Origin of the sequence: Adhaeribacter aerolatus, from assembly GCF_007991635.1 — a bacterium.
Taxonomy (GTDB): domain Bacteria; phylum Bacteroidota; class Bacteroidia; order Cytophagales; family Hymenobacteraceae; genus Adhaeribacter; species Adhaeribacter aerolatus.
This window is the reverse complement of sequence record NZ_BJYS01000001.1, coordinates 13,206-27,949: the sequence shown is the minus strand read 5'-3', so window position 1 is coordinate 27,949 and position 14,744 is coordinate 13,206. Positions and strand designations below refer to the sequence as shown.

The window sequence follows — 14,744 nt, the reverse complement described above, 5'->3', positions numbered from 1 at the left end:
AAAAGTTGAGCACCAGTATTGGGCAGGATGTATCTTTAGATGGTTCTAGAAAATATTGCCAAGGGATTATAGTTATTTAATTCCTTTTCAGATTTCCGCAAAATGGTTTTTAATAGTGTAAATCCTCCCCCTTGCCCCCTCCGAAGGGGGACTTTTAATAATTTGCGAAAATCCTGACTTCAATCAGTTATTCTACCCGCAAGTTTTTTATTGGATTGGCCACGGCCGCTTTAAAGGTGCGGGCCGCAATGGTAAGTAGGGCCAGCAGCAACGTAGCCAAACAGGGTAGGGCAAACAGCCACCAGTTTAAAGTAATGCGATAAGGAAAATCTTGCAGCCAGGTATGTATAGCGTAATATCCCACCGGCACCGAGATGAAAAAGGCCAGGGCCACGACCTTTGTAAAATCGGTAGAAAGCATGAGCACAATATCCGAAACGGCAGCGCCAAACACTTTGCGGATGCCTATTTCTTTGGTGCGTTGCTGAATAGCCAAAGTGGCCAGCCCGAATAAACCAATGCAGGAAATAAATATAGATAAAACAGCGCCCATGGTTATGAGCTGTTTCCACTTGGCTTCCTGCTCGTAATTTTTTTCGTTCAGGGTATTTATAAAATCAAGCTCGAAGGGTTTAAAAGGAAGAATTTTGCGGTGGGTTTGGGCCAATATTTTCAGGGTTTGGGAAATATTTTGAGGTTTCATTTTTACCCAAACATCGCCGGCGCCCACGACAAAAAGCTGCGGACCAATTTTTTCTTTTAAAGAAACATAATGATAATCTTTTACCACGCCCACTACGGTCATGGGTTTGGTATTGCCATTTAAGTTATAGAGTTTTTTACCTACGGGGTTAATCCAGCCGGCGGTTTGGGCAAAAGTTTCGTTTATTAAAACTGCATTTTCCGCATCGGCCGGAGATGCCGACGAAAAGTTGCGGCCTTTTACAATTGGAATCTGCAGGGCGGGCAAAAAGTTTTCATCAATCCAGCTAATGGCAAAGTCTATTTCTTTGCCATCAACCTTAACTACCGTATAATTTTGGCCGGCGTCTTTTGTGGCTACCCATTGGATACCGGGCTCTCCGGCCAGTTCGTTTTTAAATAATTTTACCTCCTCATCATGGGGCCCGCGACCCAAGTGAATAACCGCCAGATTTTCGTCGTTGTAGCCTAAATTTTTATGCGTTAAGAAATTAAATTGGTCGTAAACGGCCAGGGTGGCAATCATTAGAAAAGAAGTTACGGCAAACTGAAATATTACCAAGCCTTTGGCTAAGTAGCCGTTACTGTTAAATTTATAGCGGTGTTGCAGCACCAGAATAGGCTTAAAACCCGATAAAACCAGTGCCGGATAAAAACCTGCCAGAAAACCGGTTATCAGAAATATTCCCAGGTAACCGGCTACCAGTTTAGCATCGAGCAGGTAAGGCAAGCTCAGGCGTTTATTGGCTACTTCGTTAAAAAACGGCAACGAAAGTTCTACCAGTACCACCGCCAAAGCAAAAGCCAGGAAACACAACAAGAACGATTCGCACAAAAATTGAAAAGTAAGCTGTAAGCGGTTGCCGCCAATTACTTTCCGGATGCCGATTTCTTTGCCGCGTTTAAGCGAATTCGACACGGTTAGGTTTACAAAATTAATGCAGGCAATAAGCAGCATAAAGAGCGCAATGCCGGTTAAAATATAAGAGTAAATTGGGTTACTGCCGTACTTTAAGCCATTCCGGACATCAGCATAATCCGTATCGAGGTGAATTTGTAGTAAGGGTTGCAAACCAAATAGCACCTGGTTTTTAAAATCAAATTTTGCTTTAGCTTCCTGCAACTGTTGCCGGGCTTGTTGCAGAAATACCTGGTTCATTTTAGGTACAACTTTTTCCGGATCGGCCAATGGGTTTAAAACCACAAACGTGTTCATGTAAAAGCCTAGCCACGCGTTATCAGGGAAATGTGTTTCGGTATATTTAAAAGGGAGCAACACTTCGAACTGTAGCGATGAGTTTTGGGGCGGGTTTTTAGCGATGCCTGTTACCACAAACGGCTTAAAGGTATCGCCCATTTTCAGCTCAAGGCTTTTGCCAATGGCCGGGGTGTTGCCAAAATATTTGTGGGCGGTTTTTTCGGTAAGCACCAGGGAGTTGAAGTTGCTTAAGGCTGTTTTGGGGTTGCCGTACAGTAAGGGTAAAGAAAATACCGAGAAAAAGCTTTCATCGGCAAATACTACTTCCTGGTTAAAAGTGTTTTCCTGCTGCCGCACAATGTAAAAGTCTTCCTGCATCCGCACGAAAGCTTCTATTTCGGGTATTGCCTGCTTAAAGGCTGGCCCCACTACCATGTTGGTACTGCCGGTTTTAGTTACTTCTTCTTCGTTAATAATATTAGCCGTAATCCGGTAAATCTGGCCTTTTTTCGCGTGAAAACGGTCGTAACTAATTTCGTCTTTGATGTACGAAAAAATAAGCATGCAACACGCCAAGCCTAGACTCAGGCCCCCAATATTGATAAAGGAAAAAACTTTGTTTCGCCACAGGTTGCGAAAAGCCAGTTTAAAGTAGTTGTGCAGCATAGCTTTGTTTTTACAATTTACTTATTCTGATGAACTTCCGGAAATTGAAGTTAAGCTTGGGTAATATTTAACTGAGCCAATCCAAACAAGAATAACCTTCTTTCTTAAACCTATTCGATAAGGAAAGTTTCTGTCAGCTTAAATGCTTAGGCCAATTTATATGCCATTATAATAATTTGTTGATTTACAAGTATTTATTAAACAATGGAGTTTATTACCTGTTCATAGTTGAACAGTTTGGTGTTCGGGCGTGAACAGGTTTTGTATTATTTAGAAATAAAGTAATTGCCTGGAAGTAGTCAGCACGCGCTTTAACAGCTATTTTGCTAAAATAAATTCGGCTTCTTTATTGCAAGCGAATATTTATTAGTATTACCTATAAATTAATACGTAGCTTTACTAGTTATATAGGTAAAAATACGGATATAGCTTTTAAGCTTGTTTTAGGCTTCAATTATGCCACGCATAACAAACTGGTTGGCTTTTTATTGGGCAGCCTTAACCTGCAAATAGAGCATCACCTTTTTCCTAAATACTTCCATATTCATTACCCAGCTATTTCGGTTATTCTAAAAAAGACAGCCTTGGAATTTAACTTGCCTTACCTCGAAAGTCCTTCGTTTGGGGCCGCCTTGCGATCGGATTACCGGATGCTCAAAAAATTTGGTAAACAGGCTTACTTAGAGCGCGAACAGAAGGCTGTAATGGCCGCGTAGGTTTACCATAACAATCTTAAATAAGTAATATTTTTCTGGGATTCGCAGCCGTAAAGTAACAGAGTAATAATACTTAATCCCGGGTAATTTTTTGCCTGGGTAAAGGTTGGCCAAAGCAGTCGTTTTGGCCGGCCGGCTTAAAATAAATCTTTTATTTTGAGCTATTTACAGTTAAAAAAATTAGTTAACGTATACCTAATTATAACAACCAGCTTATGAACGTAGTATTCTTATTTTCTTTATTGATTTTAGCCGGTATGGTTATTAATCTTAAATATATAGCAGAGGTAATACGCAAATTGCTAGTACCTCAGCGGCAATTAATGCCGCATACAGCTCCGGTCGGGAAGGCCCCTGAGAAAAGGTAGAAGGCCTTGTGCTTATGCAATATTCCTGGTTAGCAAAGAGAAAAGCTTCTCTTTGCTAACTTTTAACTTCTGAAAACAAGCACTTGGCAATTGTAAATAATACTGCCAGGCGCATCCTGTATATTTATTGTCTGCTCCTTTTGCTTCTCTAAATTTTCCTTTAACCAACTTTATTTTAATAACATGCCTAAAAATTTCAAAACGGGCGATTCCGTAATTTCAAAATCTGGTAATAAAATGATGACCGTTGATTACCTAACCAAGACCGGCCTTTACAACTGCCGTTGGTACGAAGGCATGACCTTAAAGGAGGCGGCTTTTAATCCGCAGGACCTGGTGCTGAAAGACAGAAAACAGGGTTAAATAACCAGTGTTTTCTGTAGGGTAAATAATATATTTTTGTAATAAATTATAAATTAAACTGTAAAGTATGGTGGCGAGTAAAGAAATAATACCCCTGGACGATGTTAAAAAAGAGATGCTGGAGTTTTGTTTAGAACCGCATAACCAGAAAACCATATTAGAGCACATTCGGGTGCCGGTTTCTACTGATAATTACAAAAGGTATGTGGCCGTTTTGTTAAAGCAACGATTTATCAAATCGGACCAGGAGCGAAACCGGAATTCTATAAAACAGCAGTACGTGATAACCCAAAAAGGCTTAAACTACCTCAAATCCATTTCCTGATAAACTACGCTTCGTTTTTCTTGCATCAAATTTTCCTGCCGCAATAATTTGGCTTTAAGTAAAATCTACTTCGCCACAACACCGGAACACTACTTCTTTTTTAATATTATTATGTCTACTGATTACATTAAAAGCCCTATGCAGCTTAAATATGAGCTGGATAAAATTAATATTGAACTTGTTTCGTTGCTGAAAAACTGGAAGAAGAAAAAAAATGAATATTTAGCCCGGCTAGTTGGGTACCGGGCTGAATTGAAAGAATTTAAAGCAGTTTTAGCGGCCACTGAAGAAGGGCATAAAGTATATCTGGATCTGGTACAACCTATTCTGGAATTACTTCAACCCACGGAAAATAACACAGCCCCTAAAGCTAATGCTGAGCCGCAGGCATTAGTTGAGCCGGCGGTTAGCGCAGCAACTTACCTGCGCCGATTAAAAGATTTAATTAAAGCAGCTCAGGAGAAAGAAACCACGCGTATTACGCAGGCGAGGAGCATTTACAAAACCAACTCGGAGCATATATTGCGCAAAACAAAAGAGATTTATACCGCCATGGAAGAAGAAAAAGGGCAAGTAGATGCTTATGCCGATATTTTAACCCATAAGTGTAAAGCTACCGAAATGCAACTGGAGGCTCAGTTGAAAACGAGCGGCATGGGAATTGGTTTATAGCCATCCGTCCGGACAGTTTCATTAACCCTCGGGTAGTTTTCTGATTTGTAGTCGTCTGCTGATTGCCAAAGATTCAATAGCTGCTTACGCAATTTGTTCTGGATAAAATTAGCGTTTAAATACCTCCTTTATAATAGCAATGCCGTCCTGGTGCGGGAAATCCAGTTTAATTTCGGTGGCAGTAACTTTTAGCGTACCGTTGTTCCGGAAAGTTTTACTGTTTAATTCCAGCAGGTAATCACCGTTGGGCAATGCGCCTAAATCTACTTTGGCCTGGGCCGGGCCCAAAGTATTTGCACAATAACTAATTTTATCTATACCGGAAAAGTTGATCCGGAAAAGGTTTTGCTGTACCTGCTGGGTTGTTAAAATATTAAAGTTAGAGCAGATATAAGTTTGCTCGGTGGCACAGGACAGAAATATGCGTTTTTCGGTACCCACCGTTATTTCAGTAGGTTCGATCTGGATAGTAGAATTAATGGGATGAATGGTATCTTCTTCGCAGCCTAATAATAGCAATAAACCAAGAACAGCGGCTATTTTTCTCATACGGTTTAGTTTAAGCAAGTACTACCTATAATCCACTGACCCAATTAAATACGGTTTAGTTGCAAATGCATTATTTTTTACCCTCCTTTTGGGGAAAGAGATTTTCGATAATGACAATAGTGTTCAGTTTTGAACACCTGCCTTGTTCGGGCCCGAACACTTTTGCACCATATTTAAACTAAAAAGCCTAAATTAAGCCAATGAAGCCATTTTTACAGACTGGCATTATTTCGGATAATCCAAGAGAATAAATACTTCCCAATACATTGGAAAATAATTTAGGCAAAATATTAATTGTCGACGATAACGAGGATGTGCTGTTTGCAGCCAAAATGCTGCTGAAAAAACACAGCCCTACGGTCTTTCTCGAAAAAAATCCCAAACGCATTCCTTTCCTGGTAGGCCAGGAGAAGTTCGATATTATTCTGCTGGACATGAATTTCAGCGAAGATATTTCGAGCGGCAACGAAGGTTTTTACTGGCTTAAGGAAATATTAAAAATAGACCCAAAGGCAGTCGTAATTATGATTACAGCTTTTGGCAACGTAGAAATGGCCGTGCGGGCCCTGAAAGAAGGTGCTACCGATTTTGTGCTGAAACCCTGGCAAAACGAAAAATTAATTGCCACCCTTTCGGCCGCTGCTAAATTAAAACAATCTTATCAGGAAGTAGAAAGCCTGAAACAACGAAATTCTGCCTTAACTGAACTAAACCAGCAACCCTTTACGCTCATTACCGGCCAAAGCCACCGCATGAATCACTTGTTTGCCATGATTGACAAAGTGGCCGATACCGATGCCGATATTTTGTTGTTGGGCGAAAACGGCACGGGTAAAGAAGTAATTGCCCGCACTATTCACCAAAAATCGCTGCGGGCTAACAAGGTTTTTACCACCGTAGATATGGGCGCTGTAACCGAGACCTTGTTTGAAAGCGAACTCTTCGGCCATAAAAAAGGCGCCTTTACCGACGCCCGCGAAGACCGCATCGGCCGGTTCGAAATTGCCAACGGCGGCACGTTGTTTCTGGACGAAATCGGTAATTTATCATTATCGCTGCAAGCCAAATTATTAACGGTACTCCAACGGCGCGAAATTATTCGAGTAGGCACCAATAAACCTATTCCGATTGATGTACGATTGATTTGTGCGACCAATATGCCGCTGTACAAAATGGTGCAGGAACAGAAATTTCGGCAGGATTTATTGTACCGCATTAACACCGTAGAACTGCACTTGCCCGCTTTACGCGAACGTGCCGAAGATATTCCGGCATTGGTGATGCACTTTTTAGAAGTATACAGCCAGAAATACAAACGGACGCTCAAAACTATTTCACCGGAAGCACTAAAAAAATTGCAACGGTATAACTGGCCGGGTAATATCCGGGAATTGCAGCACGTAATTGAGCGGGCCACCATTATTAGCACCAACAACCGGTTACAGGCCGAAGATTTCTATTTTCTGGAAGAACCCGTATCCACCCAAATTAAAGAAGAAATGGATACGCTGAACCTCGATGATGTAGAGAAAGAAACCGTGCGGAAAGCTATGCAAAAATTTAACGGTAATATTTCGAAAGTAGCCAAGGAACTGGGTTTATCGCGGGCCTCACTTTACCGGCGTTTAGAAAAATATGAGCTTTAATAATTTCCGGGTACAGGTGGCGCTGCGGGTGCTGGCGCTGGCATTTACGCTCTGGCTGTTCCTGTATTTAGATTTTCAGTCCCGTTTTACCGGCACTTTAATTTTTCTGGGTGTACTAATATCCTTGCAAATTATTTTTCTGATTAGGTATCTCGAAAAATCGAACCAGCAACTTAATAAATTTCTCGATTCTATTCATTACGACGATTTTACCGAAACCTATTCGCCGCGCGGCGAAGGCGAAGTATTTGACAAACTTTACCTGAAATTTAACCAGGTACTCCACAAATTCCGGGAAATAAGGGCCGAAAAAGAAGCCGATGCCCATTATTACCGCACGGTGGTACAGCACGTGGGTACCGGTATTATTTCGTTTAACAAAAAGAACAGTGAAATTCATTTACTCAACAGTGCTGCCAAACGCTTGCTGGGTGTAAACCATTTAAACAACCTGCACGATTTAAAATTATCAGATACCAAAGCCACCGAAGCGCTGCTGCATTTACCGCACGGCGAAAAAACTTTACTCAAAATTGACCAGGCCGGGCAAGTCGTGCAGTTATCGGTAAATGCCATCGAAATACGGCTCCGGGGCGAAGAATACCGGATATTATCGGTACAAAATATTCAGCAGGAACTCGAAGAAAAGGAGATGGAAGCCTGGCAAAACCTTATAAAAATTCTGACCCACGAAATCATGAATTCGGTTACACCTATTTCGTCGCTGGCCGCCAGTGTGAGCGAAGAATTAACCGACCATTTGCGGCACCCCGACCAAAATCACCTCGTCCGGAAAGATGATTTAACAGATATTCAACTGGCCATGCAAACCATTCAGCGGCGTAGCGAAGGCCTGGTAAAATTTGTACACGAATTCCGGAATCTAACACAGGTACCGCCACCGCAATTAACCCATATTCACCTGCCCGATTTATTTAACCGGCTGGTTTTGCTCCTGAAACCTGACCTGGAAGCGAACTGCGTAATGCTGCAAGTAGACTCTCCACCACCTATTATACTGGTAGCCGACGAAAATTTACTGGAACAGGTATTAATTAATTTAATTAAAAATGCCGTGCAGGCTCTGCAGCAACAAGAAGATAAAAGAATTAAGTTAGCGGCTTATCAGAACGACAAAGGACGGTTGGTACTAGAAGTTACAGATAACGGGCCCGGCATTAAAAAAGAAGCGCTGGATAAAATATTTATTCCTTTTTATACCACCAAAAAAACGGGTTCGGGCATTGGGTTAAGCTTATCAAAACAAATAATGCGTTTACACAACGGCACAATTTCCGTACATTCACCCGAAAATGGCGGCTGCACGTTCCGGTTACAGTTTTAAAGAAGATTGCTGGCCGCTTAATTAAATTAAAACGCTTGTCCGAACGCATCGTAAAAGTAGCCATTACCGGGCCCGAATCTACGGGTAAATCAACGTTAGCGGCGCAACTGGCCGCACATTACCAGACGGTTTGGGTACCCGAATTTGCCCGTTCTTACATTGCCGAACTGCCGCAGCGCTACTCCCCGCAGGACATCCAAAATATTGCCCGGGGCCAGTTAGCCGCCGTACAACAAGCCACCGCAACTGCTAATAAAATATTATTCGCCGATACCGATTTACTCGTAATAAAAATATGGTTTACGCACGCGTTTGGCTATTGCCCCACCTGGATTCTGGAAGCCCTGGAAAAGCAGGATTTTAATTTATACCTGCTCATGGATGTGGATTTACCCTGGGAGGCGGACGAACAACGCGAACACCCCCACCTGCGGCAATTTTTTTTCGAGTGGTATAGAAAAGAATTAGAGCAGTATGGCTTTCCTTTTGTGCAAATTTCCGGTAATCAGAAAGAACGGTTTCAGAATGCTTTGTTGCATGTAGAACGGTTAGTGAAATAATATTTTGCGCCTGATGCAAACCGGTAATTACAAACTTTTTATTGTAGTATGGTTCAAGTTTAGTGAAGCGTAACTTTGGCCTATATTTTATAGGCCAGTTTTCAACTGGCAGGAAGTTGAAAACTTCCTTTTATTAAAAGTCACAAGTTAAGCTTTGCTAAACTTGCGACAACTGCAGTGTAATTAGTTATTTCATTATAATTCAATTGTCTATGATTTATTACCTGGAAAACGATAACTATAAAATAGGTGTGAAAGCAAGCGGAGCCGAATTACGCAGCTTCCAAAGCAAACAAAATAACCTGGAATATATTTGGCAGGCTGATGCAAAGGTGTGGCCCCGGCACGCTCCGGTTTTGTTTCCGGTGGTAGGTAAATTGCCTAACGGCAAATATTCTTACCAGGGTAAAACGTACGAATTGCCTCAGCACGGCTTTGCCCGCGATATGGATTTTATTTTGGCCAGCCAATCCGCAACAGAATTAGTATTTGAGTTAACTGATTCTGAGGAAACCAGAGCGGTTTATCCGTTTCCGTTTCAATTACAAATTATTTACCGGCTACAAGGCAATGCTTTGGACACCATTTATTCTGTTCAGAATCCGGCTGAGGAAGATCTGTACTTTTCGATTGGAGCACACCCGGCTTTTAATTGCCCATTGCTGCCCGGCGAATCTTTTGCTGATTATTATCTGGAATTTGAGCAGCCTGAAACGCAAGCACATTATTTATTAGAGCAGGGTTTGCTGAACGGTAAAACCGAACCGTTGCTGAAAAATGAAACCAAACTGCCGCTTTCGTACGATTTGTTTTTGCACGATGCCCTGGTGTTTAAGAATCTCGCTTCCGAAAAAATAGAATTAAAAAATCTAAAACATAACCACGGCCTGACTTTCGAGTTTAAAGGCTTTCCGTATTTTGGCATCTGGACGAAAGAACCGGGCGCCGGTTTTATTTGTCTCGAGCCGTGGCACGGCATTGCCAGCAGCGTAGGCGATAACGGGGAGTTAACCCAAAAAGAAGGTATTAATAAATTAGCTGCTGGTGAGTCGTTTACCTGCGCGTACACCATCCGGGTACGCTAATAACAAACGAGGAGCTACTTATTATAGCTCCTCGTTTGTTATTAGCTTTTATTCCGCCGGAATTAAATTTATTTCTGGTAGTATATTTAAAATGGGCACAAAACAAGAACGCGTATTTTCACCTGCCGATTCGGTTTTACACTTTTATTTAGAAAAAACCAAAGTGCCATCTTCATCCACAAAAACCCGCGAGGGCTTTTTGTTGTAATCCGGTTCAAAGTCGTTGATGGGTAAACTGATACCCGGTGGTAAATCCAGATCCGGTAAATCGTAGCCAATGGGTTCGCCGCCATCGTCATCGTTTCCTTCAGAGGGCGGGTTGTTAAGTTTTCTTTTTGGCATTACCATAAAGTAAGCCAAAATGGTTAAAACGGCGAAAGTATAAAATAAGCTAATCATACGAAATTCATCCCAAATTAGTATTGTATTTTGTGCCTGATTATCAGCAAAATGGCTATATATGGTAGCCAATGGGCTCTGACTTTAATAACGAAACGGAGTAGTTTAAGTTTATGAATTTTTGTAGTTGCGGTAAATTTATTTCAAGAATATTTTTCGGTCAAATTTAAAAATAAGCGGTAGTTGTTTTTATTGTATAAATAAGCTTTTACCTTTGCTAACAGTTTAGGGGTGCCTTAATAATACGGGCTGAGATCATACCCATTGAACCTGATCCGGGTAATGCCGGCGAAGGGAAAACGGTTACTTTCTTCTTTGTTACCTTTTATAAGGGCATTCCTGCGCATCACTTTTAAAATTTTTAGCAGGATGAAAAAAATTACTTTCCTTTGGTTTGTTTTGCTGTGCCCGTTACTAGCCTTTGCCCAGTTTTCGGTTACCGGTACTATTACAGATACCCAAACCCAAAAACCCTTAATGGGTGCTACCGTGCAGATAGGGCAGTTTGGTACCACCAGCGATACCCAGGGATACTTTCAGTTAGCAAATATTCCGGCTGGTACCCAAATCCTGCAGGTTTCCTATGTTGGATATTCCGCCCATAAGCAAACCCTTACGATAAACCAGGATATTACGGCCAATGTAGCATTACACCCCACCAGCTATCGCACCGAAGAAGTAGTAGTTTCGGCTACGCGGGCCAATGAAAAAACCGGTACCACTTTTACTAATGTAAGCAAAGCGCAGATTCAGGAGCGTAATTTTGGCCAGGATTTACCGTATTTACTCGAGCAAACGCCATCGGTAGTGGTTAATTCCGATGCCGGTGCCGGCGTAGGCTATACCGGTATCCGCATCCGGGGTTCTGATATTACGCGCATTAACGTAACGGTAAACGGTGTTCCAATAAACGATCCTGAATCGCACGGTACTTTTTTTGTGAATATGCCTGATTTGGCTTCTTCGGTGCAGGATATTCAGGTGCAGCGGGGCATAGGAACCTCTACTAATGGGGCAGCTGCTTTTGGGGGCAGTTTAAATATTCGGACGCTGGGTTTTAACCAGGAAGCTTACGCCGAAGCCATTAATTCTATTGGCTCTTTCGACACCCGCCGACATAGCGTAAGTTTTGGCACCGGGCTAATCAAAGATAAATTTACTTTCGATGGGCGATTGTCTAAAATTTCTTCGGATGGCTACATCGATCGTGCTTTCTCCGATCTGAAATCATATTACTTTTCGGCAGGTTACCTGGGCAAAACCGGGATGTTGCGTTTTGTCTCTTTCTCGGGTAAGGAAAAAACCTACCAAGCCTGGAATGGCGTTCCCCAGGATAAACTGGAAACTGATCGCACATATAATTCGCTCACCTACGATAACGAAACCGACAATTACCAGCAGGATCATTACCAGTTACATTATTCTAAAAATCTGGCCCGGCATTTTGATTTAGGAGGCGCTTTTTTCCTGATTCGCGGACGAGGCTATTACGAGCAATACAAAAACAATCAGAAACTCGCTAACTATAATATTCCGGCAGTAGTATTAGGCGATACTACCATTAGCCGCACCGATCTGATTCGGCAGAAATGGTTAGACAATTACTTTTATGGGCTTACCTATGCCCTTAACTATAACCCACAAAACAACCGCCTTACAGCTACTTTGGGCGGTGGCTGGAACCAATACGACGGCGACCATTACGGCGAAGTAATCTGGGCCCGGTTTGCTTCCGGCAGCGAAACCCGGCACCGGTACTACGATGGAAACGCTTTAAAAACCGATTTTAATATTTACGGCAAAGTAAATTACCAGCTAACAAATAAATTAGGCTTGTTCGGCGATTTGCAATACCGCACCATTAATTACAACCTAGAAGGTACCGACGATGATAAGCGCGACGTAACCCAACAGGCTGATTTTAATTTCTTTAATCCCAAAGGCGGTATTACTTACACACTTTCCCCAAATCAAACGCTGTATGCCTCGTACGCTGTGGGGAACCGTGAGCCGGTGCGCAGCGATTTTGTGGATCGGAAAGGAGCAGCTGAACCCAAAGCCGAAACCATGTATAACTTAGAAGCTGGCTACCGCCTCCGGGGCAGCAATCCTGCTTTAACTGGTCGCCACATAAAATACAACCTCGACGCTAATTATTATTATATGGATTACAAAAACCAATTGGTGCTGACCGGGCAACTTAACGATGTAGGCTCGCCGCTGCGCACCAATATTAAAGACAGCTACCGCACTGGGCTGGAGTTAGCTGGTTCATTAAACCTGCATAACCTGGTAGAATTAAGCAGCTCGGTTGGTTTAAGCCGGAATAAAATCCAGAATTATACCGAAACAGTTTACATTTACGATGCCGATTATAACCCTGAAGGAACCGTAGAAAATAACTATACCGAAACGGATATTTCTTTTTCCCCTAATTTTATTTCGACCCATAAACTGGAAGTGCAACCGCTGAAGGAATTGAAAGCAGCCCTGATTTACAAAACCGTTAGTAAGCAATATCTAGACAATACGGCCAGTGAAGCCCGCAAAATTAACGGTTATCAGGTAGCCGATTTGCGCTTGCGATACGTGTTAAAGCCAGCCTTTATGCGCGAACTGGAATTAGCCTTGCTGGTGAATAATCTGTTTAATGCAAAGTACGAAGCCAACGGCTATACTTTTAGTGAGCAATATACCGGCGATTCCACCCGCTACGATTACAACTATTATTTTCCGCAAGCTACCCGCAATTACCTGCTCACGCTTGGTTTACGTTTTTAAGGCAATAACAGTACCTGTTGCACTACAAAAGACCTGCTTTACTTTTAAGGCAGGTCTTTTTTGTATATCTTAACCTAAACTTTTCCGGTAAAAAAGCTACCAGAGAATTTACGAAGAACATTATGGCAATAGAGAATACGGGCACCGTCGATTATTTTAATATAGATGATTTACTAACCGATGAGCATAAACTGGTGCGGCAAACCATGCGCGATTTTGTGCGGCGAGAAATATCGCCCAATATTGAGCGTTGGGCCCAGGAAGCGCATTTTCCGAAAGAGATTGTGCAGAAGTTTGGTGAGGTGGGGGCCTTTGGTCCCACCATTCCGGAAGCGTACGGCGGCGGCGGGCTCGATAATGTTGCCTACGGTATTATTATGCAGGAAATTGAGCGCGGCGATTCCGGCATGCGTTCCACCGCCTCAGTACAAGGTTCGCTGGTGATGTACCCGATTTACGAATATGGCTCCGAAGAACAGCGCAATAAATATTTGCCCAAACTGGCCAGCGGCGAGTTGTTGGGTTGCTTTGGTTTAACCGAACCCGATTTTGGTTCTAACCCGGCCGGCATGCTTACCAATATTAAAGACAAAGGCGATTATTACTTGCTGAATGGCTCCAAAATGTGGATTTCGAATTCACCGCTTTGTGATTTAGCTATTGTATGGGCTAAAAATGAGGATGGCCGCATTAAAGGTTTAATTGTAGAGCGCGGCATGGAAGGTTTTAGTACGCCTGAAATTCATAATAAATGGAGTTTACGCGCCAGCACCACCGGCGAACTGGTGTTTGAAGATGTGAAGGTGCCCAAAGCAAATTTGTTGCCCAACGTAGAAGGTCTACGCGGCCCGTTGGGTTGCCTCGATTCGGCCCGTTACGGTATTTCCTGGGGTGCTATTGGAGCGGCCATCGATTGCTACGAATCTGCTCGTAACTATGCATCACAACGCATCCAGTTCGATAAACCCATTGCTTCGTTTCAGTTAATCCAAAAAAAATTAGCCGAAATGCTGACGGAAATTACGAAAGCCCAATTAATGGTTTGGCGGTTGGGCGTACTTAAAAACGAAGGCAGAGCGAGCACCCAACAAATATCCATGGCTAAGCGCAACAGCGTAGAAATGGCATTAAATATTGCCCGCGAAGCGCGCCAGATTCACGGGGGCATGGGCATCACCGGCGAGTACCCCATTATGCGCCACATGATGAACCTGGAATCGGTAATTACCTACGAAGGTACCCACGATATTCACTTACTAATTACCGGGGCCGATATTACCGGTATTCCGGCTTTTAAATAAGAGGCAATAAATATTTGTTACTGCTAATTAATTTAGTAAAACTTTTAATAAAGTAAAATAATTAGTTT

13 protein-coding genes and 1 riboswitch are annotated in these 14,744 nt (G+C 42.5%); of the genes, 10 read left to right on the top strand and 3 right to left on the bottom strand.

Translation table 11 applies throughout. The features are described 5' to 3' along the window. Positions 1 to 187: 187 nt before the first annotated feature. On the bottom strand, positions 188 to 2,566 hold the full coding sequence (locus AAE02nite_RS00125) for an ABC transporter permease (RefSeq protein ID WP_146894408.1): 2,379 nt from the start codon (positions 2,564 to 2,566) through the stop codon (positions 188 to 190). A 335-nt stretch (positions 2,567 to 2,901) separates the two neighbouring features. Here AAE02nite_RS00125 and AAE02nite_RS26815 point away from each other — a divergent pair, with 335 nt between their 5' ends. The 4 genes from AAE02nite_RS26815 to AAE02nite_RS00105 all read left to right on the top strand — a co-directional run bounded on the left by AAE02nite_RS26815 (position 2,902) and on the right by AAE02nite_RS00105 (position 5,010). Next, entirely contained in the window at positions 2,902 to 3,282 is a 381-nt protein-coding gene (locus tag AAE02nite_RS26815) for a fatty acid desaturase (RefSeq protein WP_146894407.1), read from the top strand. 551 nt (positions 3,283 to 3,833) lie between these two features. Beyond that, on the top strand, positions 3,834 to 4,013 hold the full coding sequence (locus AAE02nite_RS00115) for a DUF2158 domain-containing protein (protein ID WP_146894405.1): 180 nt from the start codon (positions 3,834 to 3,836) through the stop codon (positions 4,011 to 4,013). Between the two features lie 67 nt (positions 4,014 to 4,080). Continuing rightward, on the top strand, positions 4,081 to 4,338 hold the full coding sequence (locus AAE02nite_RS00110) for a winged helix-turn-helix domain-containing protein (protein WP_146894403.1): 258 nt from the start codon (positions 4,081 to 4,083) through the stop codon (positions 4,336 to 4,338). Between the two features lie 138 nt (positions 4,339 to 4,476). Next, complete coding sequence (locus tag AAE02nite_RS00105) at positions 4,477 to 5,010, top strand: hypothetical protein (protein ID WP_146894401.1); 534 nt, start codon at positions 4,477 to 4,479, stop codon at positions 5,008 to 5,010. 108 nt (positions 5,011 to 5,118) lie between these two features. Here AAE02nite_RS00105 and AAE02nite_RS00100 read toward each other — a convergent pair whose 3' ends face one another. Further along, the gene (locus AAE02nite_RS00100; protein ID WP_146894399.1) at positions 5,119 to 5,559 is read right to left on the bottom strand and encodes a hypothetical protein; all 441 of its coding nucleotides are present in this window, start codon (positions 5,557 to 5,559) and stop codon (positions 5,119 to 5,121) included. A 266-nt stretch (positions 5,560 to 5,825) separates the two neighbouring features. Between AAE02nite_RS00100 and AAE02nite_RS00095 the strand changes: the two genes are divergently transcribed. The 4 genes from AAE02nite_RS00095 to AAE02nite_RS00080 all read left to right on the top strand — a co-directional run bounded on the left by AAE02nite_RS00095 (position 5,826) and on the right by AAE02nite_RS00080 (position 10,195). After that, complete coding sequence (locus AAE02nite_RS00095; RefSeq protein WP_146894397.1) at positions 5,826 to 7,205, top strand: sigma-54-dependent transcriptional regulator; 1,380 nt, start codon at positions 5,826 to 5,828, stop codon at positions 7,203 to 7,205. Next, a complete protein-coding gene (locus tag AAE02nite_RS00090; RefSeq protein WP_146894395.1) occupies positions 7,195 to 8,550 on the top strand; it encodes a sensor histidine kinase in 1,356 nt (451 codons plus the stop codon). The genes AAE02nite_RS00095 and AAE02nite_RS00090 overlap by 11 nt, the downstream gene beginning before the upstream one ends. Before the next feature lie 35 nt (positions 8,551 to 8,585). Beyond that, positions 8,586 to 9,110 carry an AAA family ATPase gene (locus tag AAE02nite_RS00085; RefSeq protein ID WP_246150691.1) on the top strand — a complete coding sequence of 175 codons (525 nt, stop codon included), beginning with the start codon at positions 8,586 to 8,588 and terminating at the stop codon, positions 9,108 to 9,110. 212 nt (positions 9,111 to 9,322) lie between these two features. Further along, positions 9,323 to 10,195 (top strand): aldose 1-epimerase family protein, encoded by an 873-nt coding sequence (locus AAE02nite_RS00080; protein ID WP_146894393.1) that lies wholly within the window; start codon positions 9,323 to 9,325, stop codon positions 10,193 to 10,195. Between the two features lie 144 nt (positions 10,196 to 10,339). Here AAE02nite_RS00080 and AAE02nite_RS00075 read toward each other — a convergent pair whose 3' ends face one another. Next, positions 10,340 to 10,594: a hypothetical protein gene (locus AAE02nite_RS00075; protein ID WP_146894391.1), complete on the bottom strand. Its 255-nt coding sequence runs from the start codon at positions 10,592 to 10,594 to the stop codon at positions 10,340 to 10,342. Positions 10,595 to 10,811: 217 nt separating this feature from the next. After that, a riboswitch (TPP riboswitch) is annotated at positions 10,812 to 10,908 on the top strand. A 55-nt stretch (positions 10,909 to 10,963) separates the two neighbouring features. Between AAE02nite_RS00075 and AAE02nite_RS00070 the strand changes: the two genes are divergently transcribed. Both AAE02nite_RS00070 and AAE02nite_RS00065 read left to right on the top strand, forming a co-directional pair. Next, positions 10,964 to 13,375 (top strand): TonB-dependent receptor, encoded by a 2,412-nt coding sequence (locus AAE02nite_RS00070; protein ID WP_146894389.1) that lies wholly within the window; start codon positions 10,964 to 10,966, stop codon positions 13,373 to 13,375. A gap of 122 nt (positions 13,376 to 13,497) precedes the next feature. After that, positions 13,498 to 14,676, top strand: a complete 1,179-nt coding sequence (locus AAE02nite_RS00065) for an acyl-CoA dehydrogenase family protein (protein WP_146894387.1) — start codon at positions 13,498 to 13,500, stop codon at positions 14,674 to 14,676. Positions 14,677 to 14,744 lie beyond the last annotated feature (68 nt).

Excerpts from the sequence above, each read along its gene's own strand:
- AAE02nite_RS00125 (WP_146894408.1), bottom strand. The coding sequence starts at position 2,566 with ATGCTGCACAACTACTTTAAACTGGCTTTTCGCAACCTGTGGCGAAAC.
- AAE02nite_RS00115 (WP_146894405.1), top strand. The coding sequence starts at position 3,834 with ATGCCTAAAAATTTCAAAACGGGCGATTCCGTAATTTCAAAATCTGGT.
- AAE02nite_RS00110 (WP_146894403.1), top strand. The coding sequence starts at position 4,081 with ATGGTGGCGAGTAAAGAAATAATACCCCTGGACGATGTTAAAAAAGAG.
- AAE02nite_RS00105 (WP_146894401.1), top strand. The coding sequence starts at position 4,477 with ATGCAGCTTAAATATGAGCTGGATAAAATTAATATTGAACTTGTTTCG.
- AAE02nite_RS00100 (WP_146894399.1), bottom strand. The coding sequence starts at position 5,559 with ATGAGAAAAATAGCCGCTGTTCTTGGTTTATTGCTATTATTAGGCTGC.
- AAE02nite_RS00090 (WP_146894395.1), top strand. The coding sequence starts at position 7,195 with ATGAGCTTTAATAATTTCCGGGTACAGGTGGCGCTGCGGGTGCTGGCG.
- AAE02nite_RS00080 (WP_146894393.1), top strand. The coding sequence starts at position 9,323 with ATGATTTATTACCTGGAAAACGATAACTATAAAATAGGTGTGAAAGCA.
- AAE02nite_RS00075 (WP_146894391.1), bottom strand. The coding sequence starts at position 10,594 with ATGATTAGCTTATTTTATACTTTCGCCGTTTTAACCATTTTGGCTTAC.
- AAE02nite_RS00070 (WP_146894389.1), top strand. The coding sequence starts at position 10,964 with ATGAAAAAAATTACTTTCCTTTGGTTTGTTTTGCTGTGCCCGTTACTA.
- AAE02nite_RS00065 (WP_146894387.1), top strand. The coding sequence starts at position 13,498 with ATGGCAATAGAGAATACGGGCACCGTCGATTATTTTAATATAGATGAT.